General features: G+C 47.9%; 23 protein-coding genes, 1 tRNA gene and 1 pseudogene. 19 read left to right on the forward strand and 6 right to left on the reverse strand.

Annotated elements, in window-relative coordinates; genetic code table 11:
• The first annotated feature begins 1 nt into the window (after nt 1).
• From DEU30_RS00095 to DEU30_RS00115, 5 genes are read left to right on the forward strand one after another with little or no spacing between them, the layout of a single operon-like run.
• Nucleotides 2-1,069, forward strand: coding sequence for an ABC transporter substrate-binding protein (locus DEU30_RS00095; protein ID WP_114981619.1), 1,068 nt, complete (start codon nt 2-4; stop codon nt 1,067-1,069).
• Complete coding sequence (locus tag DEU30_RS00100; RefSeq protein ID WP_114981618.1) at nt 1,048-2,667, forward strand: ABC transporter permease subunit; 1,620 nt, start codon at nt 1,048-1,050, stop codon at nt 2,665-2,667. Before DEU30_RS00095 ends, DEU30_RS00100 begins: the two co-directional genes overlap by 22 nt.
• The gene (locus DEU30_RS00105; protein WP_114981617.1) at nt 2,651-3,319 is read left to right on the forward strand and encodes an ATP-binding cassette domain-containing protein; all 669 of its coding nucleotides are present in this window, start codon (nt 2,651-2,653) and stop codon (nt 3,317-3,319) included. The genes DEU30_RS00100 and DEU30_RS00105 overlap by 17 nt, the downstream gene beginning before the upstream one ends.
• A complete protein-coding gene (locus DEU30_RS00110; protein WP_114981616.1) occupies nt 3,312-3,950 on the forward strand; it encodes a CDP-alcohol phosphatidyltransferase family protein in 639 nt (212 codons plus the stop codon). Before DEU30_RS00105 ends, DEU30_RS00110 begins: the two co-directional genes overlap by 8 nt.
• Entirely contained in the window at nt 3,943-4,746 is an 804-nt protein-coding gene (locus tag DEU30_RS00115; protein WP_114981615.1) for a sterol desaturase family protein, read from the forward strand. Before DEU30_RS00110 ends, DEU30_RS00115 begins: the two co-directional genes overlap by 8 nt.
• 6 nt (nt 4,747-4,752) lie before the next feature.
• Here DEU30_RS00115 and DEU30_RS00120 read toward each other — a convergent pair.
• From DEU30_RS00120 to flgA, 6 genes are all read right to left on the reverse strand, one after another.
• Nucleotides 4,753-4,829: transfer RNA gene (locus tag DEU30_RS00120), tRNA-Arg, on the reverse strand.
• 40 nt (nt 4,830-4,869) lie between these two features.
• Nucleotides 4,870-6,033, reverse strand: a complete 1,164-nt coding sequence (locus DEU30_RS00125) for a flagellar assembly protein FlgT (protein WP_011234405.1) — start codon at nt 6,031-6,033, stop codon at nt 4,870-4,872.
• A gap of 97 nt (nt 6,034-6,130) precedes the next feature.
• On the reverse strand, nt 6,131-6,610 hold the full coding sequence (locus tag DEU30_RS00130) for an LPP20 family lipoprotein (protein ID WP_011234404.1): 480 nt from the start codon (nt 6,608-6,610) through the stop codon (nt 6,131-6,133).
• Nucleotides 6,611-6,667: 57 nt separating this feature from the next.
• Nucleotides 6,668-7,069, reverse strand: coding sequence for a flagellar export chaperone FlgN (gene flgN, locus DEU30_RS00135; protein WP_034819602.1), 402 nt, complete (start codon nt 7,067-7,069; stop codon nt 6,668-6,670).
• Complete coding sequence (gene flgM / locus DEU30_RS00140) at nt 7,069-7,392, reverse strand: flagellar biosynthesis anti-sigma factor FlgM (RefSeq protein ID WP_110012777.1); 324 nt, start codon at nt 7,390-7,392, stop codon at nt 7,069-7,071. The genes flgN and flgM overlap by 1 nt, the downstream gene beginning before the upstream one ends.
• A gap of 116 nt (nt 7,393-7,508) precedes the next feature.
• Nucleotides 7,509-8,231 (reverse strand): flagellar basal body P-ring formation chaperone FlgA, encoded by a 723-nt coding sequence (gene flgA, locus DEU30_RS00145; protein ID WP_034819608.1) that lies wholly within the window; start codon nt 8,229-8,231, stop codon nt 7,509-7,511.
• 162 nt (nt 8,232-8,393) lie between these two features.
• Between flgA and DEU30_RS00150 the strand changes: the two genes are divergently transcribed.
• The 14 genes and pseudogenes from DEU30_RS00150 to DEU30_RS13615 all read left to right on the forward strand — a co-directional run.
• Nucleotides 8,394-9,329, forward strand: a complete 936-nt coding sequence (locus DEU30_RS00150) for a chemotaxis protein CheV (RefSeq protein WP_114981614.1) — start codon at nt 8,394-8,396, stop codon at nt 9,327-9,329.
• 155 nt (nt 9,330-9,484) lie between these two features.
• Nucleotides 9,485-10,321: a protein-glutamate O-methyltransferase CheR gene (locus tag DEU30_RS00155; protein ID WP_011234399.1), complete on the forward strand. Its 837-nt coding sequence runs from the start codon at nt 9,485-9,487 to the stop codon at nt 10,319-10,321.
• Between the two features lie 100 nt (nt 10,322-10,421).
• Nucleotides 10,422-10,826 carry a flagellar basal body rod protein FlgB gene (gene flgB / locus DEU30_RS00160; RefSeq protein ID WP_011234398.1) on the forward strand — a complete coding sequence of 135 codons (405 nt, stop codon included), beginning with the start codon at nt 10,422-10,424 and terminating at the stop codon, nt 10,824-10,826.
• A 6-nt stretch (nt 10,827-10,832) separates the two neighbouring features.
• Nucleotides 10,833-11,285: a flagellar basal body rod protein FlgC gene (gene flgC, locus DEU30_RS00165; RefSeq protein ID WP_011234397.1), complete on the forward strand. Its 453-nt coding sequence runs from the start codon at nt 10,833-10,835 to the stop codon at nt 11,283-11,285.
• 14 nt (nt 11,286-11,299) lie between these two features.
• On the forward strand, nt 11,300-11,983 hold the full coding sequence (gene flgD, locus DEU30_RS00170; protein WP_011234396.1) for a flagellar hook assembly protein FlgD: 684 nt from the start codon (nt 11,300-11,302) through the stop codon (nt 11,981-11,983).
• A gap of 15 nt (nt 11,984-11,998) precedes the next feature.
• Entirely contained in the window at nt 11,999-13,348 is a 1,350-nt protein-coding gene (gene flgE, locus DEU30_RS00175) for a flagellar hook protein FlgE (RefSeq protein WP_011234395.1), read from the forward strand.
• 119 nt (nt 13,349-13,467) lie between these two features.
• Entirely contained in the window at nt 13,468-14,211 is a 744-nt protein-coding gene (locus DEU30_RS00180) for a flagellar basal body rod protein FlgF (RefSeq protein ID WP_011234394.1), read from the forward strand.
• A 21-nt stretch (nt 14,212-14,232) separates the two neighbouring features.
• Complete coding sequence (gene flgG, locus DEU30_RS00185) at nt 14,233-15,021, forward strand: flagellar basal-body rod protein FlgG (protein WP_011234393.1); 789 nt, start codon at nt 14,233-14,235, stop codon at nt 15,019-15,021.
• Between the two features lie 34 nt (nt 15,022-15,055).
• Nucleotides 15,056-15,730 (forward strand): flagellar basal body L-ring protein FlgH, encoded by a 675-nt coding sequence (flgH, locus tag DEU30_RS00190; RefSeq protein WP_011234392.1) that lies wholly within the window; start codon nt 15,056-15,058, stop codon nt 15,728-15,730.
• Between the two features lie 10 nt (nt 15,731-15,740).
• Complete coding sequence (locus tag DEU30_RS00195; RefSeq protein WP_011234391.1) at nt 15,741-16,841, forward strand: flagellar basal body P-ring protein FlgI; 1,101 nt, start codon at nt 15,741-15,743, stop codon at nt 16,839-16,841.
• A 14-nt stretch (nt 16,842-16,855) separates the two neighbouring features.
• Nucleotides 16,856-17,833: a flagellar assembly peptidoglycan hydrolase FlgJ gene (flgJ, locus tag DEU30_RS00200; protein ID WP_011234390.1), complete on the forward strand. Its 978-nt coding sequence runs from the start codon at nt 16,856-16,858 to the stop codon at nt 17,831-17,833.
• 90 nt (nt 17,834-17,923) lie between these two features.
• Complete coding sequence (flgK, locus tag DEU30_RS00205; RefSeq protein WP_011234389.1) at nt 17,924-19,939, forward strand: flagellar hook-associated protein FlgK; 2,016 nt, start codon at nt 17,924-17,926, stop codon at nt 19,937-19,939.
• Between the two features lie 5 nt (nt 19,940-19,944).
• Nucleotides 19,945-21,159 carry a flagellar hook-associated protein FlgL gene (flgL, locus tag DEU30_RS00210; RefSeq protein ID WP_011234388.1) on the forward strand — a complete coding sequence of 405 codons (1,215 nt, stop codon included), beginning with the start codon at nt 19,945-19,947 and terminating at the stop codon, nt 21,157-21,159.
• Between the two features lie 223 nt (nt 21,160-21,382).
• Nucleotides 21,383-21,793, forward strand: a pseudogene (locus DEU30_RS13615) (flagellin); the annotation flags it as partial.
• Nucleotides 21,794-21,832 lie beyond the last annotated feature (39 nt).

The raw sequence follows: 21,832 nt of genomic DNA on the forward strand, positions 1-21,832 counted from the left end.
AATGCGCTTTACTGCTGCCATCAGTTTATTGCTCGTGACACTTTTTGCCGCCGTACCGTTAAAGGCGGAGGTGGTTAACTTTTATGCCTGGGGTGGTTCGCCGGAAGTAAACAGTTACTTACGCTGGGCGCAAAAGGAACTGCAAGGGCAGGGCATTCAGTTTCGCCATAATAAAGTGGCGGATGCCTCCGAGGTGGTTAAGCAAATTATAGACGGTCATTCCAATGCGGATATTATCTGGATAAACGGTGAAAACTTCCATGCACTGAAAGAGGCTGGTGCTCTGCGTTCCATTGCCGATGAAATTAAGGCAATGAACAACATTAACCAGGACCTTAACTGGCAAACCGATTTCGGTGAATCGGTGGATGGGCTGGAAGTGCCCTGGGGCGTTGGGCAATTTAACCTTATTAGCCGACCCGGGCTTTTCTCCCAGAAAACCGTGACTGCAGAAAGCCTATTTAACGCCGCCCGGAAAAATAAAGGCCGCATTAGTTACCCTAAACCACCGGACTTTCATGGCACTACCTTATTAAAGTCGTTGCTGTTGTCTATGCATCCGCAGCAGCGCAGTGTGTTTCAGCAACCGGTGGATAGCGTTAATGCACAAGAACTAACCGTGCCTTTATGGCGCTATTTAGACAAACTGCACCCGCTGTTATGGCAGCAGGGCAAAAATTTCCCTTCCTCGGCTGGTGAGCAGATTTCATACCTGGCAAATGGGCAGTTACTGATGGCGGTCAGCTTTAATCCCAATGATTATAAAACCCTGGTGAATCAGGGGCGGTTGCCTGCGGGCGTTAAGCATCATACGTTGTCAGACAAAGCCATAACCAATAATCATTATTTGGCGGTGCCGAGCAGTTCCAATAACTCCGAAGCTGCGAAAGAGGTTATCGAATTTTTATTGTCTGAAAAAGCACAGCAACGAAAAGCCGATATCAATCGCTGGGGTGATCCTTCCGTTCTTAAAAGTGCGCAAGGCTCTTCGCTGCTGGAACCCACCGACGACTTTCATGCCAGTTGGCAGGAGTATCTGGAGCGGGAATGGTCCGCACGTTATCAATAGTTGTCTGGTTATTGCTCATTATTCTGCCGGTTGGCAGTGGTGTGCTTTTTCTGCTGGTTACGTCTTTTGACCCTGAAACCGGCGTCAACTTAGTAGCTTTAACTGAGCTGCTGGCAGATTACGATTCAATAGCTTCAAGCCTTATACTCGCCGTAGCCGCACCATTAATTGCCTGTTATCTGGCGTTATGGATGGCGCCTGTATTATTAAAAAACGCTCGCCTGCTGCAGCTCCTGTCACCACTTTTATCCATTCCGCATGTGGCTTTTGCAGTTGGCCTTATGTTGTTAATGAGCCCGTCCGGCTGGCTGATACGTTTAGTGGAAAGCGTCAGCGGCATGTTCCCGGCACCATCGGCAGGCTGGCCATTACCGGAAAAGTCGCTACTAACCGTTATGGTGGTTCTAATTTTAAAAGAGCTGCCATTTTTACTACTAATGATATCGGCCCAATTAAAACAGCTGCCTGTTAATTCGTGGGTGGCGCAGGCGCAAAGCTATGGTTACAGCGAACGACAAGCCTGGTGGCGCATTGTTACGCCGGAGTTATTGCGACGTTTAACGCTACCAATGGCGGCTGTTATTATTTACTCATTGTCCGTTGTTGATATTCCGCTGTTAGTGGGCAGTAACACGCCGGGCGTGCTGGCGCAGCGTGTGTATGAATGGAGCTTTCAGTTCTCTGCCGGTAGTCAGATTAAGGCAATAACCGGTGCATGGGTTTTACTGGCTATAGCTTTAGTACTGCTATTAATAAATGCCCGGCATTATGCTTTCTATCGCCGCTTCGTGCTCGGTAAAAAAGTAACCCAACCCGTAAAACCCAACACACATAAAGCCAGCCGTTATACCTGGATTTTTCTGGGGGTACTGTCGTTGGGGGGTATTGTTGTTTTAGCCATACAAAGCTTAGCGACACATTGGTTTTATCCAAACTTATGGCCGGCAGAACTGACCCTCGAACGCTGGCAAACCGAATGGGACTATTTGACTGAGCCAGCAGTAAACAGTTTTTGGCTGGCGCTGCTCAGTACGTTATTTGGCACGCTAGCCGCAATTGCTCTGCTACAACGGCAACGACAGAAAGCCGCCGCTTCGTTTTACTGGCCTGTACTTGTAGCGTTGTTTATTCCGCAGGTGCCTTTGGTGCTTGGTTGGCAACGGCTAGTTGGCGGACAACTGAGTAGTGGCTGGCAAGCCTGGTGGGTGTTCTGGTCTCATGCCGTATATACTCTGCCTTACGCCTATCTGGTTTTGCATGGGGCTTATACCCGCTTTAACGAGCAATGGCTAACCCGGGCTCAAAGTCTGGGTTATAGCTACCGGGCCGCCTGGTGGCGAATTATGTTACCCATGTTAAAGCAGCCCATAGCAGTAGCTTTTGCGGTCGCCTTTTCGGTTAGTATTGCTCAGTACCTGCCAACTCAATGGTTGGGGCAGGGCTTAACGCCCACTTTAACCACCGAAGCCGTTAGCGTTGCCAGCGGCGGCGACTGGCGTATTGGCAGCCTTTATGCGCTGCTACAAATGCTACTGCCACTTGTGGTGTTTATTATTGTCGGACTCATCAGGACAAAAAGTTATGCTGAACATTCGTAACCTCGAAATAAAAAAGCGCACAAAAAATGGTACTGAGCCTTTATTCAGCCTGAGTGAGCTGACGGTTGAAAAAGGTGAGATTGTCACGCTGATGGGCCCGAGTGGCGTAGGTAAGTCGACCTTGCTGCGCTGGGTTCTTGGTGAGCCCTTGCCTAACTTTCATATTCAGGGCGAGTTAAGGTTAAACCGCGAAGATATCGGCGAGCGCTCAATTGCCGCGCGCCAACTCGGCATGATGTTTCAAAAAGGCGGCCTGTTTCCACACCTAACGGTTGAAGAAAACTGCTATTTTGCGCAAAAGCCTCGTTCAGCACTAACCCACCAGCAGCAAAAAGACAAAGCTCTGGCCATGCTGAATAATCTGGGGCTAACGGATAAACGGACGGTTTACCCTGACAGCTTAAGCGGCGGGCAATACGCTCGCATCGCTTTAATCTGTTCGTTATTAGCAGAGCCGCAGGCCATGTTACTGGACGAACCGTTTTCGGCATTAGACGCCAGCCTGCGTGAAGAGGTCAGACAGTGGACTTTTGCACAACTCAAAGACAAACAAATGCCGACCTTATTAGTTACTCATGACAGCGCAGATGCCTGTGGCCGTGTGCTTGAAATACAAGGAACTGAGGTAAAAGGAGACGTCGCTAATGTTTGACCCTAAGCTACTTCCGGCAACCCGAAAAATTCTCGACCTCCCTGCGCGCTTACTCGTCCGTGTTGGTGTCAGTGCTGATCAGGTCACCATAACAGGTTTTATTATCGGTTTGCTGGCTGTGCCATTTTTAGCCTTTGAGCTTTATGAATTCGCGTTAGTGGCAATTCTACTCAACCGCCTGTGCGACGGTCTGGACGGGGCAGTAGCAAGGCGCACTCAACTAACCGACGCCGGTGGCTTTCTTGATATTGTGCTGGACTTCATTTTTTACAGTGCTGTGGTATTTGGTTTTTTATTGGCGTCGGCCGAACAGAACGCCATTGCCGCAGGCTTGTTGTTAGTCACTTTTATGGGTACTGGCTCTACTTTTCTGGCCTTTGCCAGCGTTGCCGGAAAGCGTGGTATTGAAAACCCGGAATATCCGAATAAGTCACTGCATTATATGGGCGGTCTAACCGAAGGCTTTGAAACCATTGTAGCTTTTGTGGCGTTTTGCTTGTGGCCACAGCACTTTCCGGTACTGGCCTATATATTCGCCGCTGCCTGCTGGCTTACCGCAATAACCCGCATTGTTGCCGGTTACCGCACACTGAAACAGCCAGGGGCAAAGCCGGAGGGCACCGATGTCTGAAACTGCCTGGCGCTTAAGCATTTTTCTTGGCGTATTGCTTATTATGGTGTTGTGGGAAGTTGCCTCGCCTAAGCGCAAGCCCCGCTATAGACGTAAACAGCGCTGGCCGGCAAACCTGACCCTGGTTGCCGTCGATACGGTATTGCTGAGAATTATTGCGCCCGTTGGCCTGACCGGAGTGGCGCTTGTTGCATCAGAAAATGGCTGGGGGCTTCTTAATTACTTAAGCAAGGCGGGTACGGAAATACCCTTTTGGTTGGTTATGGTAGTCAGCATTGTCGTACTGGATATCGTTATTTACTGGCAGCACCGATTGTTCCACCGCATTCCTCTTTTATGGCGAATGCACCGGGTGCACCATGCCGACCCGGACTTTGACGTCACGACCGGGTTGCGCTTTCACCCGGCCGAAATTGTGCTGAGTTTTTTCATAAAAGCAGCCGCCATTCTTGCTCTGGGCGCACCTGCGCTAGCCGTTATTGTATTTGAGATTATTCTTAACGCCTGCTCCTTGTTTAACCACGGCAATGTGGCTCTGCCAAAACCTATGGAAAAACTGGTACGCAAAGTGCTCATCACCCAGGAGCTGCACCGCATCCACCACAGTACGGAAAAAGAAGAAACCAACAGTAACTACGGCTTTAGTGTCAGTTGGTGGGATCACCTCTTTCGCAGCTTCACCGCAAAGCCAAAGGCCGGTTCCGACAATGTAGATATTGGTCTGCAAGAATACCGCGACGCAAAACTCACCACTAAACTTTGGGGGTTATTGAAGATCCCCTTTACCCGGAATTAATAGACATGGCGTCCCCGGCAGGAGTCGAACCTGCGACCTGCCGCTTAGGAGGCGGCTGCTCTATCCTGCTGAGCTACGGGGACGTGCCGCGAATTATGCCAGAAGCTGTCGCGGGTTTCACCCTCAGTTAACCGGCACCACCCAGTCGTTCACCTGAACGTTGTGCAGCATGTTCCCTTTCGTCAACTTAGCGACGGCGGTGGACTGCTGCACCTGGGACACCTCAACTTCAAATTCACTCACCTGCCACTTCTGACGATAACGTCCCTGATCATCGGTAAAATGGCTGGGTTGCACAATTTTTAGCTTATCGCCGGTGTGTACGCCGTGCTTTTCACCTAAGTTGAATTGAACGGTGTTTTCATCAACGGCAATAATTCTGGCGCGCACCGGCTTACAAACCACCTGTTCTTTTACGCCGGAAGCTAAGTCGCGCAGGCCGCTATCCAGTGCTGCACCAAAAGGTTCATTCCAGAATTGTGCAGTAGCAACATCCACATTGGTGGTGCGATCAAAGGTCCAGGGTTGGGTGTTCTCAACTCGTGCACGGGTTACTAGCTGCCCGGTGGTGGCATCGAGAAGGTAAAGTGTTAATGCGTAATGGCGATCGGGGTCGCTGGACCAAAACCAGCTAGATTTAGTATCCATCATGGCCAGGTCGTCGAACATGCCGAAAATAACAAACTGACTGTCGTTGGCTAAACCAATGCTGCGGGACATACGACCTAATTCTTCCAGGTTCAGGCCGCTGAGAGCCCGGTCTAAACCGGCGTGACGGTGCAGGGTGTGGGCAATCTGCAACTGGCTGCCAACACCGCCTAATTCACGGGCTAAACGCTCGGCCGCTACTTTGCCTATTTCCCAAATTTGTCCCCAGGTACCATGGGCGCGGTCGCGTAGTTCAAAAGGAACAACGGTCACGGAGTTTTTGTAGCTGCTGCGGGTGCAGTCGCCTTCGCGGTTCCAGATGTCCGCACGAAGCAGAACAATAACGCGGTCGTCGCGAACTTCTTCGCGAACTATGGTCACCTGGTCAACATTGCCTTGGCTATTCCACTGGGTTTCGGTGTTTTGTAAAACGCCGTCAACCACTTGCTGAATACTGGAGATGTTACCACCAGAGGTTAACAATGCCTGCTGAAGGGCGTTTTCGATGGCTTTTTCGCGTGCGGCATTGGTGTCACCATTAATAATGCGGGCAGTGCCCTGAGCTTCCACCCAACGCGCTTCGCTTGGCATAGCAATAAAGAAAACAGAGATGATAAGTAGCAGGGTTTTCCAGTTCATGGTGTTAATGCATCCCAAGTGTCAGTTTTTAGTCGTTACTTTACTATCGGAATTAACTGCAAAAACCCTGCCATGTTTAACTCAATAAAAGTGGCGCTTAATAATAGACAACGCGTTTCACTTTCTGCTGACGGTTGGTGCTTTGATACAGGCGGTGAACCTTTTCGAAATCAAGACGCAACTCAGTCGCGTAGTAGTCTCCAACAGTATAGGTCTTAACCACTTCTGCACCACGAATCACTCCGTCTACAGAGGCCTGAAAACTGTCGCGGTTTAAGGCCCAGTCTTCCACCGAGCTACTACCGGCGATGCGTTGGCCATAGACTTGTTCAGCAAGCTCGCGGTAAGCGGCTAACTTAGAGGCGCGCATGGCGTTTAAGTCTTTTAGCTGTGCATTTTCGCCTTGCTGAGTTTCAATAGGGGCGTAGCCAACCGCATTCAGCACTGGAAATTCACTTGGGGTTTGGGTTTCCCATTCAACGTGCTTTTGATCGTACACAATTTTGTTGTAAGCACTACAGCCGCTTAATAACAGCGCAGATGCAAGTAGAGCTAAAGAGAGTAAATGCTTAGCCATAACGACCTCTGATTGAACAAAGTACTTATGGTTATAACGGCTGGACTGGCAAAATCTTTAACGGATTTTACCTTTACTATTGTAGGTAAGGGTATCTTTTCGTGCGGACTGTAAAATGGACTGTTTTAACTGCTCAATACTGTTTAGCGTTGACTGCACCACGCGTTCATTAACCTGACTTTGATGCTGAACGTCAGAGAGGGTGGCCTTAATAGCAGCAACCGCTTCAGCTAAGTCCGCGTCGTCTTTTAACTGTTCGTTGTCAGGGTGTTGAGCCAATTGCTGGTCGAGTTCGCTAATATGGATAAGCGTTTTTTCTTTGGCGTCGGCAATAGCATTAACATCAGCGTGTTGGCGCTCGACAATGGCATTAAGCTCACGTTGTTGTAACAACGCAAGGTTTTCCAGCGAGTCTGCCATATCCTGTAATATCTCGTTAACAGGCGCCAACACGGTCATTATTCGTTGCTGCCGTTACTGAACAGGTCAGACTCAAACTGAGCCAGTTTATTGGCCAGCTGTTCAACGTTAATTTTGTATGAGCCGCTTTCAATGTCGGCTTTAATTTTATCAACTTTGGCCTGGTCAATGCCGCTGCTGTTCATTGCTTTTTCCTGTAAGCCATTCAGTTGCTGCGCTTCGCTGGTTAACGAAACGGCCTCACCACCTTTTTGCGAAACCGCAGCAGGCTTCGCCGGAGCATCGCTCTGTACTTGACGACTGCTGGATTTGCTATCAATGTTGGCATTTTTCAGCCCGGCATTGTTAATGTTAATTGACATGGTTTTTAGCCTCGCTAGATAATATGTCTCGGTTACTTATCGACCACACTTAAAAATACTTTAATAAAAATTTTAGCACGTAGCCTGACGTTCACGTCAGGTTCTTGTTAAGCATTTTATAAATTAACAGTCACTTCATTTAGTCCTGTGACAACCGCTTGTATTGATTTGTTCGAACGCGCGTTCTCAACAACAACCGATTCACCTTTGAGACCATCAGCCAGGGCTCTTCCGGCTGCAGTAATTCGCAAAGTTTTATCTTGCGCAACTATTGTAACGCTTTGCCCCTCACATACAAGACATGTCTCGCTGGCACTTATTGCCTGACCTGCGGCAACGCGCTTTTTAATACGCGCTCCAACCAAAGCCGTCATGTCAGTAAATACATTGGAGCGAACCCGGTTAAGGTCGACTTCGGAAAAAACTAAATCACTTTCGCTTATCATTTGCCCCGGAGCCATAGGTGAGGCCGCGGTAACAACATTTTTGTAGCGGTAGATGCGTACGGGTACATAAGTTCGCCAGTTGGCTGAGGCCACACACTCAATTTCAATGGTGGTGTAGCTGTCGAGGTTGGCGTTAGTGGCCAGGCCAACTTTTGGTGGCTGCGAGCAAATTTTGGGAGCCATGCGTGGGTCGAGGTTATTGGCAACCACTTCCACACGACCATTATCCGGCGCTGAAACCCGCTGTTCTACATAATTATGAGCCAGCTCCTGTAACGCTTTGTAATTAAAACGCTGACTGTCTTCCGAGCCTCTGGTTTCTGCGTTAACGGAATTAAAGCTACAAGCTATAAAAAAAATCGAACTGATCAGCAGCGATTTACGTACTATCATAAAAATTCCTGATGTTATCCGTTAAGGTTATCTGGTCGAGTGCCGAAAAAAACGGTATAACGTCAAAAGATCGGCAGTTCGATGGTTTCAGTATGGTTAATGTAGATACAAGCAAATACCGTGCCGAAGTAGAAGTAGCCTGCCACATAACAGGAGTGAACAATGGCTAGCATTCTCGATTCAGTGAATCAACGCACACAAATGGTCGGTCAAAACCGACTGGAACTATTAATGTTTCATCTAAACGGTAGGCAGCGCTTCGGCATCAACGTATTTAAAGTACGCGAAGTATTGCCATGCCCTAAACTTACCGCAATGCCTAATCGTAACCCTCTGGTTCGTGGCGTTGCGCATATCCGTGGTCAGGCTATATCCATTATTGACTTGAGTATGGCGACCGGTGGTCGGGCGCTAACCGATATTCAGAATCGTTTCGTCATTATTGCTGAGTACAACCGAACCATTCAGGGCTTTTTGGTTGAAGGGGTTGATCGCATCATTAACATCAACTGGGAAGATGTGATGCCGCCGCCCAAAGGTACCGGAAGAGATGCGTATCTTACCGCGGTGACCAAAGTGGAAGATGAATTAATTGAAATTATTGATGTGGAACGCATATTAGCTGATATTATGCCGGCTAATATGGATGTCAGCGAAGAAGTCGCGAATGCACCTATCAATGTTGCAAAAGAAGATTTAACCATTTTGATTACGGATGACTCTTCGGTTGCCCGCAACCAGATAAAACGTGCATTGCAGTCTTTGGGTATTACGCTCGAAGTCAAAAAGAACGGTAAAGAAGCTTTAGATTACTTAAAAGATAAAGCCAAGGAAGTGGGGGGCTTAGTGCATCCTCATGTGCCCGTTTTGGTCTCCGATGTAGAAATGCCGGTTATGGACGGTTATACGCTTACCGCCGAGTTAAAAGCTGACCCAGATTTACGTGATATCCATGTTATTTTGCATACATCATTGAGTGGTGTATTCAATCAGGCTATGGTGAAGAAAGTGGGCGCCGATGACTTTATTGCTAAGTTTCATCCCGATGAACTGGCGACCGCCGTACAAAAATGGCTTAATACAGAAGTTATTGCGTAGCCTGATGCTATTGCATCAGGTGCGATATTCGACCTGACGTGAACGTCAGGCTACGGTCTCGTAGCAAACTTAGGTGCCGGGTAAGAATATTGAACCTGACGTTAAACGTCAGGCTACGAAACGAATGAAACTGAAACGGAAGTTGTTTATATAACGTGATAAATCGCGAATTAAGTTTATCGGAGTATCAGGAATTTCGTCAGTTCCTTGAGCATCAATGCGGTATCGTGTTGGGTGAGAGTAAACTGTATCTGGTGAAGAGTCGGTTAGGCCCTTTAATGGGCCGGTTTAATATCGATTCGCTGGCGGAGCTTGTAAAACGTTCAATGAAGCTAAGTGAACGGGCTTTGCGGGCGGCTGTTATTGATGCCATGACAACCAACGAAACCTTATGGTTTCGTGACACTTACCCGTTTGAAATTTTGAATGACCGTATTCTCCCTGAATATAAAAATCACGCCGGGCCTTTAAAGATTTGGTCTGCCGCCTGTTCCTCGGGGCAGGAGCCTTATTCTATTGCCATGACGTACTTAGAGTATAAGGCGAAGAACCCGGGTGGGCTAAGAGCTGGCATAAAAGTAACAGCAACCGATATTTCCAATAAGGTACTCGAGCAGTGTGCCATTGGCGAGTACGATAGCCTGGCACTTGCGCGTGGTTTGTCGGCTGAACGGCGAAAGAAGTTTTTTACGGACGCCGAAACGAAAGCCGGCTCCATGAGAGTAAAAGACGAGCTTAAACAGTTTATTCATTTCCGTCATTTGAACTTGCTGGACAGCTATTCTCTGCTGGGCAAATTTGATGTTATTTTTTGCCGCAATGTCCTTATTTACTTTGCCCCTGAAGTAAAGCGGAAAATTATTGCCCAATTCCGGCAATCGCTGAACCCCGGCGGTTATCTTTTCCTTGGTGCTTCTGAGTCTATTTCCGGACTTACTGAGGATTTTGAGATGATCCGCTGCCAGCCAGGTATCATTTACCGAAGAAAATAGTTTCCTACAGGAAATATCCGCCTGAAAAAGTAATAACCCCTCTTTAAATTGGCACACTTCCTGCATTGTCTTCACTATCGAACACTGTGGAGACAAAAATATGGCACTTTCCATGGACAAGCTTATGGGAATACAGCAACACACGCTGGGTGTACGCACTCAGCGGGCGGAGCTTATTGCCAACAATATTGCCAATGCCGATACCCCCGGCTATAAAGCCAAAGGCCTGGACTTCCAGCAAGCGTTGCAGCAAGCGCAACGCGGTATGGAAAACCACAAAATGGCGCGTACTCACGAACAGCATTTCAGCGTTGAAGTAAAACCCCAGGGAACCGAGAAGTTCCGCACTCCATCTCAACCGGATACCGGCGACGGCAACACCGTTGATGTGCAGTTGGAACAAAACTTGTATGCCCAAAATGCATTGGAGTATGAAATGACCATGAACTTTCTTGACGGCCGCATCAGCGGTGTGAAGAAAGCCCTGGGCGGACAAGGGAGATAATAAGTCATGAGTCTGTTTAATATTTTTAATGTGACCGGTTCTGCCATGAGTGCGCAGTCTGTACGGCTGAATACAACGGCCAGTAACCTGGCAAACGCTAACTCAATTAGCAGCAGTATTGATGAAACTTACAGAGCCAGAAACCCAGTTTTTGCGACCGCGTTAGCCGATGCCAGCGGCAATTACAAGGGCAACAGCCTGACGAACCAGACTCAGGCGGGTCAGGAAGCGGGTGTTAAAGTTATGGGAATAGTGGAAAGCCAGGACCCACTGCAAATTGAATATGCACCAAACCATCCCATGGCGGACGAAAGCGGTTATATCTACCGCCCCAACGTCAACACCATGGAAGAGATGGCCAATATGATTTCGGCTTCGCGTTCCTACCAGACCAACGTGCAGGTAGCGGACACTGCCAAAACAATGACACAGCGTTTATTACGTCTGGGTCAAGGATAAGCAGGAGATAACAAATGGAAGGCGTAAGCAGTAATTCCTATATAGATGATATGAAATGGAAGAAGGAAGACGATGCCAGATATGCTGATCCAGATGAGCGGAGCAAGCTTGAGCAGGAAGATTTTTTCAGGCTGTTAACCGAGCAGCTTAGCATGCAGGACCCGTCTAAGCCGGTCGAAAATGACCAGATGATTGCTCAGATGACCAACTTTACTATGGCAGAGGGAATAACCGGGCTTTCAGAGCGTTTTGACCAGTTCGCCAGTGATATGACGTCAAATCAGGCGTTGCAAGCGTCAACTATGGTCGGGCGTAAAGTGTTGGTACCGACTGACCAGGCTAACCTGGAAACCGGAGCCGGCGTAACAGGCATGATTGCAACCCCCCAGTCTGCACAAAACGTGAAGATTAATATCAAGGACTCAACCGGTGCTACGGTCAAGACCATTGAGATTGGCGATATGCCCCAGGGCACGAAAGAGTTTGAGTGGGATGGAAAAATGGCTAACGGCGACGAAGCGCCTGCTGGTAATTATTCGTTCTCGGTGAATGCTCAAGTTGGTGGCAAAACTGAAGAATTGCCTATACAGATGCACGCTCGTGTACAAAGTGTCAGCACCGGCGGTGACCGCGGTGTGGTTTTGAATCTTAAAGGATTAGGTGGCATCAAGCTTTCTGATGTAACTGAAATTAGCTAACAAGAGAGGTGACTTATGTCATTTAAAATTGCACTCAGCGGTATCAACGCATCTCAGAAAGATCTAGATGTAACCGCTAATAATATTTCAAACGTAAAAACGTCCGGCTTTAAACAGTCGCGTGCGGAATTCGCTGACGTTTATGCGACCAGTATTTTCAACGCCGGTAATACGAAAGTGGGTGACGGTGTTTTGACGTCATCAGTGGCTCAGCAGTTTAGTCAGGGCACATTAGAGTTCACGGAAAACTCGCTGGATATGGCGATTTCAGGCAACGGCTTTTTTGCCACTACAGACGGTTTAGGCTCTCGCGATATGACTTACACGCGCTCAGGAGCGTTCAAACTGAACGACGATAAGTTTATTGTGGATAACCAGGGTAACTATTTGCAAGGGTATCAGGTTGACCGTAATAGCGGCACTAACTCCTCAGTTGCTTTGGCAACCACTCAGCCAATTCGTATTCCTGATGTCGCCGGTGCGCCGCAAAGCACTGATAATGTATTTACCGCATTTAACGTCGATGCGCGTCGTTCGCCAATTGATGGCGCAGCGAATCCGTTTGATCCGGAAACACCAAGTACTTACCAAAGTTCTACATCGGCTACCGTTTATGATTCATTAGGTGAATCGCATACGTTGTCTACTTATTATGTGAAGCGCGATAATAACCAGTGGGATGTCTACGCGACTTTTGATGGTGACGAAATTGACATGACTCCTACAGGCACAGCAACAGCCTCGCCGGATGCGTCGGTCAATGGTTATGCCGGTTTACGAGTAGAGTTTTTAGGCAGTGGTGATCCGGATGTCGCGGCAGGCCAGAATACTTTTGACCCAGGCTCAATCGACTTGTCAGGCAACAACGTTGATGGCGACCCGTACCTGAATAATGGTGCTGATGCGCAAACTATCCAGTTTAACTTTCAGGATTTAACAGGAACCACAACGCCGACTCAGTTTGCGTCAGATTTTGAAGTAACTGCTTTGGATCAGGACGGTAGCACCGTAGGCCGTCTGACTAACGTTGATATCGACAAGTCAGGTCTTATTGCGGCAACCTACTCAAATGGTGATGTTCAATACTTAGGCCAGGTTGCTATTGTTCGCTTTGCCAATGAGCAGGGCTTAACGCAAATTGGCGGTACCAAGTGGCGTGAAAGTATTGACTCTGGCGAGCCGCTTTCTGGTGAAGCAAATACCGGAACTTTCGGTGGTATTGAAGCTTCAGCGCTGGAAAACTCTAACGTTAATCTGACCAAAGAACTGGTTGATTTGATTACCGCCCAGCGTAACTTCCAGGCGAACTCGCGTTCGTTAGAAGTTAACAACACCATTAACCAGACGATTCTTCAGATTCGATAATAACTTCTCGGTTATTAGCTTAAAAAGACGCCTTCGGGCGTCTTTTTTGTTTTTGGCACGAAATCTGCATTGTCTTAATAATAAACCGCAGATGACAAAATTTTGGCTGGAGGTCAGCTATGGACAAGATGCTATGGGTAGCAATGAGCGGCGCGAAGGAAAATATGAACGCCGTCGCTGTTCGTGCCAACAACTTAGCTAACGCCAATACCACGGCGTTTAAAGGCGACTTGCAACAGGCGCGGGCCATGCAGGCCTTTGGTGAAGGTTTGCCAACTCGGGTATTTTCTATGACGGAAAGCCCCGGGCAAAATTTTGCCAGTGGAGCAATACAAACAACCGGCCGGAACATGGATGTTGCCATTAAAGATCAGGGCTGGATTGCAGTCGACGATGGCAGCGGTAATGAACGTTATACCCGCAATGGTAGCCTTGAAGTCGGCACTGATGGCTTGTTGAAAAACTCAACAGGGCAGACAGTGCTCGGCAATAACGGCCCCATATTTGTTCCTATGCCGATAGATAATCTGGTTATTGGAGCGAACGGGAATGTCTCTATACGTCCGATGGGAGCTCCGGCGAACGCGATGGAAGTGATTGACCGCATTAAATTAGTAAACCCGCCGAACGGTAATATGGAAAAAGGCAACGATGGCCTGTTTAAGTTAAAAGACGACCAACAAGCTTTCGCCGATGCCAACGTAAAACTGCAAATTGGCGCTCTGGAAGGCAGTAATGTAAATAGTGTCGAAGAAATGACGCACATGATTGCCTTGCAGCGCCAGTATGAAATGAACGTCAAATTAATGAAAACGGCCGACGAGAATGCTCAGCGTTCTGAGTCGCTGATGAGAATGAGCTAAGTTTAGCCCAGGAGAAAGACCATGAACCCAGCATTATGGATAAGTAAAACCGGATTGGACGCGCAGCAGCGCGATATTTCAGTTATTTCCAACAACCTGGCGAACTCCAGCACTATTGGCTTTAAAAAGAGTCGGGCAGTGTTTGAAGACTTGCTGTACCAGAATATTAACCAGCCGGGCGGTCAGTCTGCACAGGACACCGAATTACCTAATGGTTTAATGCTGGGCGCCGGTACCAAAGTTGTTGCAACGCAAAAGTCTCATACCCAGGGCAACGTGCAGACCACCGACAATTCGCTTGATGTGATGATTGACGGAAAAGGTTTCTTTCAGGTGCTAATGCCGGATGGCAATATTTCCTATACCCGTAATGGTCAATTTTCTTTAAATGAAGAAGGGGAAATTGTGACTTCGGGTAATGGTTATACCATTGAGCCTGCTATTCAGATACCGGAAGACGCTATGTCGGTCAGTATTTCACAAGAAGGTGAGGTTACTGTTACGCAGCCTGGTAACCCGGATAACGTAGTGGTTGGTCAGATTAACCTGGTTAACTTTATTAACCCGGCCGGTTTACAACCTATGGGACAGAACCTTTATAAAGAAACCGCAGTAAGTGGTGCTCCTTTAGAGGCGGTTCCGGGTGTTGACGGAATGGGTAACACCATTCAGGGCGCGCTGGAAACTTCGAATGTGAATGTGACTGAAGAGTTGGTGAACTTAATTGAGAGCCAGCGCGGCTACGAGATGAATTCTAAAGTGATTTCGTCTGTGGATCAGATGCTGAGTTACATTAACCAGCAGCTTTAATTGTTGTCGTCATTAAATAATAGCGGGTGACTTTATGCGTTCTTTACTTTTCTCTTTAACCGCATTGGTTTTAGCCGGTTGTGTGCAAACGCCGCATAAACCCATGCCGGATGACCCATATTACGCACCCGTATTGCCGGAAGAGCGTGCTCAGCCTGTGGTGCCAACGGGTTCTCTGTTTCAGGATGCTTACGCGGATAATTTGTATTCCGATATTAAAGCTCGCCGGTTAGGTGACATTATTACGGTCACTTTGCGGGAACAAACGACAGCCAGCAAAACGGCTACAACGGAAACATCAAAAGAGAGTACAGCTGAATTAGCTGCACCCACGGCGTTTGGACGTAATATTACCGTCGGCGGTAATCCGCTGTCTGCCGGTATTAATGGCACTCGAGAATTCAGTGGTGACGGCAGCTCAGACCAAAGTAATCAGTTGAATGGTGAAATTACCGTAACAGTTATAAAAGTGCTGCCAAACGGTAACTTAATTGTTCGTGGTGAAAAGTGGATGCGCATTAATACGGGTGACGAGTACATTCGTTTAACCGGCATGATCCGTCCCCAGGATATAACAGCAGCAAACCAAATCCCGTCAACCCGTGTCGCCAATGCGCGCATTGAATACTCGGGTACCGGTAGTCTGGCTCAGGTTCAGGAGCAGGGGTGGTTAACTCGCTTCTTTAACAGCCCGATATGGCCATTCTAAGGAGTAAGGTATGAGAACGCTTAAAATTTTTGCGCTGGCGGTAAGTTTATTGTCAATGCTTGCGGCACCGGTACAGGCTTCGCGTATAAAAGACATTGCTTCGGTTCAGGGAGTTCGTTCTAACCAACTAATTGGTTATGGTTTAGTAGTCGGTCTGCCTGGTACCGGAGAACAAACGCCTTTCACCGATCAGACTTTCCGTACCATGCTGGGCAACTTCGGTATTAATATTCCGGCAAATGAACGTCCAAAAATTGATAATGTCGCGGCAGTTGCCGTGCATGCGGAGTTACCGGCCTTTGCTAAACCCGGACAAAAAATTGATGTGACGGTGTCTTCTGTCGGCAGCGCCGATGGTCTGACCGGCGGCACTTTGATGCAGACTTTTTTAAAAGGCGCCAATGGGGAAGTTTATGCGGTAGCGCAGGGCAGTCTTATTGTAGGTGGCCTGGGGGCTGAAGGTAACGACGGCTCTCGTATAGTTATTAATACGCCGACTGTCGGTCGTATTCCTAATGGTGGCGTTGTTGAGCGTGAAGTGCGCTCTGGCTTTGGCTCTTCCGATTATCTTACCTTTAATTTGCATCAGTCCGATTTCACGACCGCGAAGCGCATGGCTGAAACCATTAACAATTTAGTTGGCGATGGTACAGCCCAGGCCGTTGATGCGACTTCGGTTCGGGTGCGAGCTCCCCGAGATTTAAGCCAACGCGTAAGCTATATGTCGACGCTTGAAAATCTGGAAGTTCAGCAGGCATCTGCGTCAGCGAAAATCATTGTGAACGCGCGTACCGGCACCATTGTCGTGGGTCAGAACGTCGAGTTGAGACCGGCAGCCGTGGCTCACGGTAACATGCAGGTTACCATTGCTGAGAATGTGAACGTCGATCAGCCGAATCCATTCGCCGATGGCGAAACAGCGATTACTCCTCAGAGCATTATTGACGTAAATCAGGAAGATGCACGCATGTTTGTATTCCAGCCGGGTACAACATTGAATGATTTAGTGCGAGCGGTGAATCAAATTGGTGCCGCCCCGGGCGACATGATTGCCGTGCTGGAAGCATTAAAGCAGGCCGGTGCATTATCCGGTGAACTCATCGTTATTTAACGGCAGTTAATATTATGACGGTTTCAGATTCTCATCTAAAACAAGCGCAACACGCTATGGATACGCACAGCCTGGACGGGCTGCGTCAGCGTGCGTTTAAACCAGGTGATAAAGAAGCGCTGATGGAAGCCGCGCAGCAGTTTGAAGCCATATTTCTGAACATGGTCATGGGCAGTATGCGTAAGGCCAATGCGGTGTTTGAGAAAGACAATTTATTGGACAGTCGTTACACCAATATGTACCGCGATATGTATGACCAGCAGCTGACTTCAGAACTGTCCAGCCAGGGAACCCTGGGCTTGGCTGAGTTGATGGTAAAGCAGTTAGGCGGTGACGACAGTTATGTTCCGGCGTCAATGAATCGCAATGGCGCGAACCTCGACGACCCGCGCATGAAAAACCGCGCCGACATGAACAGCGCCTCGCAGAAAGTCAGTGACCAGGGCGGCATTGATGCGGGTCTGTATTACGGGAATCAGCGAGTGAATACCGCCAAGCTGAGCGATGGCGATGCGACTTTTAATTCCCCGCAAAGCTTTATTGCTGCGCTAAAGCCTCATGCCGAGAAAATCGCCAAAGAAGCCGGTTTAAATCCGGATGTTCTGATGGCACAGGCGGCACTGGAAACCGGCTGGGGCAAGCGTTTGGTACCAGGGCGTCACGGCGGTTCCAGTAACAACCTGTTCAACATTAAAGCGGATACGCGCTGGGACGGTGACAAGTCTCATGTCAGCACCCTGGAGTTCGATGGTGAAGTCGCCCGCAAAGAGCGCGCAGCGTTTCGTTCATACGCTAATGTGGAACAGAGCTTGCAGGACTACGTTGACTTTATAAAGGAGCATCCGCGTTACCAGCAGGCCCTACAAGTAGCTGATGATCCGGCTCAGTATGCGGAGGCTTTACAAAGTGCGGGTTACGCAACCGACCCTCAATATGCACAGAAGATTCAGTCGGTGTTAAACAACCCGGCTTTTGTAGATAAAGAAATTTAGTGGTGCCGCAGGCGGCAAAAAATTGCCGCCTATACTAAATAATATTTGCTAGGTGCCGATAACGGTCACAGAGTAACTGGAGAGTCATTAATGAGTTTTGACTTATTAAATATCGGTAAGAACGGCATATTAGCGCATCAGCAAAGCCTGCAAACCACCGGTAAAAACATTAATAATACGAACACGGACAGTTATGTTCGCGAGCGCACTGAATACTTCGAGTCTTCATACGGTGGACTTGAGCGTGTGCGCGTGGAGCGGATGATTGATCAGTTTGCTAATCGCCAGTTACGCACCGATATCTCCAGGGTCAGTTACTACGAAGCTAACCTTCAACAGGCTGAGCAGCTGGACACCTTACTGGGTGACAGTACCACTAACGTAGCATCTTCTGTAGAGAGCTTTTTTAACACTTTACAGGACGCAAATAATGACCCTGGCTCAGTTACTGCCCGGCAGTTAGTTCTTGCCGAAGCTGACGCTATGGTAACTAAGTTTAATGACTTTTCCAGCTATCTAAATGATCAAAAAAGCATTATCAACGACAGACTAAAGCTATCGACTGACCGTATTAACTCGATATCAGAAAACTTAGCCGAGCTAAACTCGAAAATTCAGTCGTCAGGTGGCGAAAACTCCGCTAATGGCAATATCAACGCCCTGTTGAACAAGCGTGACGAGCAATTGCGAGAGCTTGCCGAGTTAGTGCAGTTCAGCACGGTTGAGCAAAAGAACGGTGCTATTGCTGTTAATTTAAAAAATGGACAGCCACTGGTTTTAGAAGATGGTCGCTTTAATGCCGTTGCAGTGAAAAGTAACCCAGATACTGAACGCTTAGAGATGGTGCTAAGAAAAGAGCACAGCGGCGGCAGTATCAGTGAGTTTTACGTGCCAACCGATGAAGTCGGTGGCTCTGTCGGTGGTTATCTGGAATATCGCGATGAAGTGTTAATGCCCACCCAAAAACGTTTGGGGCAGTTGGCAATTCGTATTGCCGACTCAATGAATACTCAAAACCAGAAAGGCATGGACCTGGATAATCAGTTAGGCAGTAAAATTTTTGATCTAGCTAAAACGGAGTCACAAGCGCTGCCTTATTCTGATAATGGCGGTACTGGCGAAATTAGCGTCAGCGTGTTGGAAGGAAACAGCAAATCTTTTCCGTCAGAAAATTTACGTATTACCAAAACAGGTAACCCGGACGAATATGAAATAGTTCCGGTGAACAGCGACGGCACCGTCGTCAGTGGTGCCGATACGATTACTGTCACTCAGGCATCGCCCGGCACAGTGGATATTGTTGAGCTGGGAGTTTCTTTAGATCTTTCCGGGGCTGCGAACGCTGGCGACCAGTTCCTGGCAAAGCCGGCTGAAGGTGCGGCGTCTGAAATTAGCCTGGCAATAAGAAGACCCGAAGACATTGCTCTGGCTAACCCTATTCGGGTGAAAGACGGGCTGGATAATCAAGGTGCTGCGAGTATTGAAATTAACTCAATTAACACCCCGGACGATTATTACGATACCGCTAATAACACCTTACTTGGCAGTGCTCCGGCTCGTATAGAAATAACCGGCCAGACAGGTAATGCTTATGACCTGGAAGTTTTCGATAAAGATGGTAATAGTATAGGTACTGTTACTGGAACGACCGATCTTAACGGTATTTTAAGTCAAGCCGGTTTAGCCGACCCTGACTATGAAGTCGATATTAATGGCGAGCCAGCGGTAGGTGATGAGTACATCATTGAGTACAACACCAACGGCTTTGATGACAACAGCAACGGGCAGTCTATGGCCGACTTGCAGCGTCAGCAGCTGGTTCGTCGTTCTGGTGGTGAAGAAGCCGAGCCCACTATGACTTTCAATGAAAGTTACGGTCGTTTGGTATCGGATGTGGGAAGTCGAGTCAGCCAAAATCGAGTGTTGCGTGATTCAGCCGAAGCAATTAGGTCACAAACTGAGGCGCTTTATGAATCGCAAGCGGGTGTGAATTTAGAAGAAGAAGCGGCTAATCTTATTCAGTATCAGCAAGCTTATACTGCGTCTGCCCGAATCATTACAACGTCACAGGCTATTTTTGAGACGTTGCTGACGTCCTTGAGGTAATTACTATGCGATTAAGTACAAATTTATTTTTTCAGCGCGGTCTGGACAGCTTACAAACCTCACAAAGTCAGCTAGATAGAATTCAACTGATGCTGACTAAGCAGACTAAGATATTAAGTCCTGCAGACGACCCTATTGGTAACTCGCAAGTGTTGGCGCTGAATGAAAAAATTGGTCAGAACGAACAGTTTGAACGTAACTCCGTAACTTTGGAAAACAATTTGCGCCGTGAAGAAAGTGTATTAAACAGCATTACGGATGCTATTCAGAAAGCCCGTACGCTGGCGGTACAAGCGGGTAATGGTAGCTACGACCAGACGAACCGAAAAGCCATAGCTGCTGAATTGCGCGATATTGAGAGCTCAATTTTCGACTTAACTAATGCGCAGGATGAATCGGGTGAATATATTTTTGCGGGTTACCAGAACCGAACCAAGCCGATGGAGTTTGATGATGCGACGCAGTCGTACCAATATGTTGGTGACCAGGGGCAGCGCACTATTCAATTGTCTCCAACCCTTTATCTGCCAGCTAATGACCCAGGGAATAAGGCGTTTTCAAATGTGTCTAAGCGAGTCGATTTTGAACTGACAGGTGGCAATGACTATATTGAAAAAGTAGAGGTAACCGATCGTAATACGTTAATTGCCGATACTGAAGCGCGTATTGCAGCCGGTGATCCCACGAACTTTACTGTTAATTTTACGGGTCCGGATACCTATGAGATTGATGACGGTGTGAATCCAGTGGTAGCGGGAACGATTACTGATGGTAAAGTTGAATATAACGGTATGAGTCTGGAGCTGGATAAAGATAATATGCCAGCAGCCGGAGACTCTTTTAGTTACAGTATAGGCGAGCCGGTTTCCCGTAATTTATTGACTCAGTTGGGTGATTTAGCCGACGTTCTGGAAGAGTCAGGGCCTGAAAGTAAAGGTTTCCATGAAAGCGAAATAGCCTTTGCCCTTGATGACTTTAATACAGTCATTGGTGACCTGACCGATACGCAAGCATCGGTGGGCGCACGTTTGAATGTTATGGACAATGCTAAACTCAGTAACGCTGATATCGAAATAGTGAATAAAAAGGCGCGGTCGGATATTTCTGACGTAGATTACTCCGAAGCGATGACCGACTTAGTGAAAAATGAAACGATCTACTCAGCCGCTCAACAGGTGTTTACTCGTATCAGCCGCTTGAGCCTGTTCGATTATATCTGACCAATGTTGTGTAGCCTGACATTCATGTCAGGCTACACAACAAATATCTAGCCCACATAAAAAATTCAAAATTTTTCAAAAAAATCCTAAAGCTCCCCAAACCCCGGCCGATACCCTTTGTGAGAGGAAACTTTAACCAGGCGAAACACGAAGCCGAACACTTCCTCCAGCTTGGCAACAACGATTGAATCCAAGCTTAGGCCAGAAACTGAGGAGCATTATTATGCCTTTATATGTAAACACTAACGTCAGCTCATTGAACGCACAGCGTCAGCTGATCAGCTCAGGTAACTCGCTTGACCAAGCATTTCAACGTTTGTCGTCAGGCTTCCGTATCAACAGCGCTGCAGATGATGCTGCGGGCTTACAGATTTCAAACCGTTTGAGCTCACAAGTTAACGGCTTGAACCAGGGTAACCGTAACGCAAACGACGCTATCTCTATGGCGCAAACTGCAGAAGGTGCACTGGATGAGTCAACGACTATCCTGCAACGTATGCGTACACTGTCTATTCAGTCAGCTAACGGTTCTAACTCTGATGTTGACCGCGGCGCACTGCAAAAAGAAATTGGTAACCTGCAACAAGAGTTAACTCGTATTGCAGAAACAACCAGCTTTGGTGGTAAAAACTTGCTTGACGGTAGCTTCGGTACTGAAAAATACCAAGTAGGC

Source organism: Idiomarina sp. 017G (genome assembly GCF_004362265.1).
Taxonomy (GTDB): domain Bacteria; phylum Pseudomonadota; class Gammaproteobacteria; order Enterobacterales; family Alteromonadaceae; genus Idiomarina; species Idiomarina loihiensis.

Bases quoted from the DNA above. Each gene is read 5' to 3' on its own strand.
- flgM (WP_110012777.1), bottom strand. From the start codon at position 7,392: ATGTCAATTAACATTAACAATGCCGGGCTGAAAAATGCCAACATTGAT.
- DEU30_RS00150 (WP_114981614.1), top strand. From the start codon at position 8,394: ATGGCTAGCATTCTCGATTCAGTGAATCAACGCACACAAATGGTCGGT.
- DEU30_RS00125 (WP_011234405.1), bottom strand. From the start codon at position 6,033: ATGAACTGGAAAACCCTGCTACTTATCATCTCTGTTTTCTTTATTGCT.
- flgK (WP_011234389.1), top strand. From the start codon at position 17,924: ATGAGTTTTGACTTATTAAATATCGGTAAGAACGGCATATTAGCGCAT.
- DEU30_RS00110 (WP_114981616.1), top strand. From the start codon at position 3,312: ATGTTTGACCCTAAGCTACTTCCGGCAACCCGAAAAATTCTCGACCTC.
- DEU30_RS00195 (WP_011234391.1), top strand. From the start codon at position 15,741: ATGAGAACGCTTAAAATTTTTGCGCTGGCGGTAAGTTTATTGTCAATG.
- flgD (WP_011234396.1), top strand. From the start codon at position 11,300: ATGGAAGGCGTAAGCAGTAATTCCTATATAGATGATATGAAATGGAAG.
- flgB (WP_011234398.1), top strand. From the start codon at position 10,422: ATGGCACTTTCCATGGACAAGCTTATGGGAATACAGCAACACACGCTG.
- flgE (WP_011234395.1), top strand. From the start codon at position 11,999: ATGTCATTTAAAATTGCACTCAGCGGTATCAACGCATCTCAGAAAGAT.
- flgH (WP_011234392.1), top strand. From the start codon at position 15,056: ATGCGTTCTTTACTTTTCTCTTTAACCGCATTGGTTTTAGCCGGTTGT.
- flgL (WP_011234388.1), top strand. From the start codon at position 19,945: ATGCGATTAAGTACAAATTTATTTTTTCAGCGCGGTCTGGACAGCTTA.
- DEU30_RS00095 (WP_114981619.1), top strand. From the start codon at position 2: ATGCGCTTTACTGCTGCCATCAGTTTATTGCTCGTGACACTTTTTGCC.
- flgC (WP_011234397.1), top strand. From the start codon at position 10,833: ATGAGTCTGTTTAATATTTTTAATGTGACCGGTTCTGCCATGAGTGCG.
- flgN (WP_034819602.1), bottom strand. From the start codon at position 7,069: ATGACCGTGTTGGCGCCTGTTAACGAGATATTACAGGATATGGCAGAC.
- flgG (WP_011234393.1), top strand. From the start codon at position 14,233: ATGAACCCAGCATTATGGATAAGTAAAACCGGATTGGACGCGCAGCAG.
- flgA (WP_034819608.1), bottom strand. From the start codon at position 8,231: ATGATAGTACGTAAATCGCTGCTGATCAGTTCGATTTTTTTTATAGCT.
- DEU30_RS00100 (WP_114981618.1), top strand. From the start codon at position 1,048: ATGGTCCGCACGTTATCAATAGTTGTCTGGTTATTGCTCATTATTCTG.
- DEU30_RS00115 (WP_114981615.1), top strand. From the start codon at position 3,943: ATGTCTGAAACTGCCTGGCGCTTAAGCATTTTTCTTGGCGTATTGCTT.
- flgJ (WP_011234390.1), top strand. From the start codon at position 16,856: ATGACGGTTTCAGATTCTCATCTAAAACAAGCGCAACACGCTATGGAT.
- DEU30_RS00105 (WP_114981617.1), top strand. From the start codon at position 2,651: ATGCTGAACATTCGTAACCTCGAAATAAAAAAGCGCACAAAAAATGGT.
- DEU30_RS00180 (WP_011234394.1), top strand. From the start codon at position 13,468: ATGGACAAGATGCTATGGGTAGCAATGAGCGGCGCGAAGGAAAATATG.
- DEU30_RS00130 (WP_011234404.1), bottom strand. From the start codon at position 6,610: ATGGCTAAGCATTTACTCTCTTTAGCTCTACTTGCATCTGCGCTGTTA.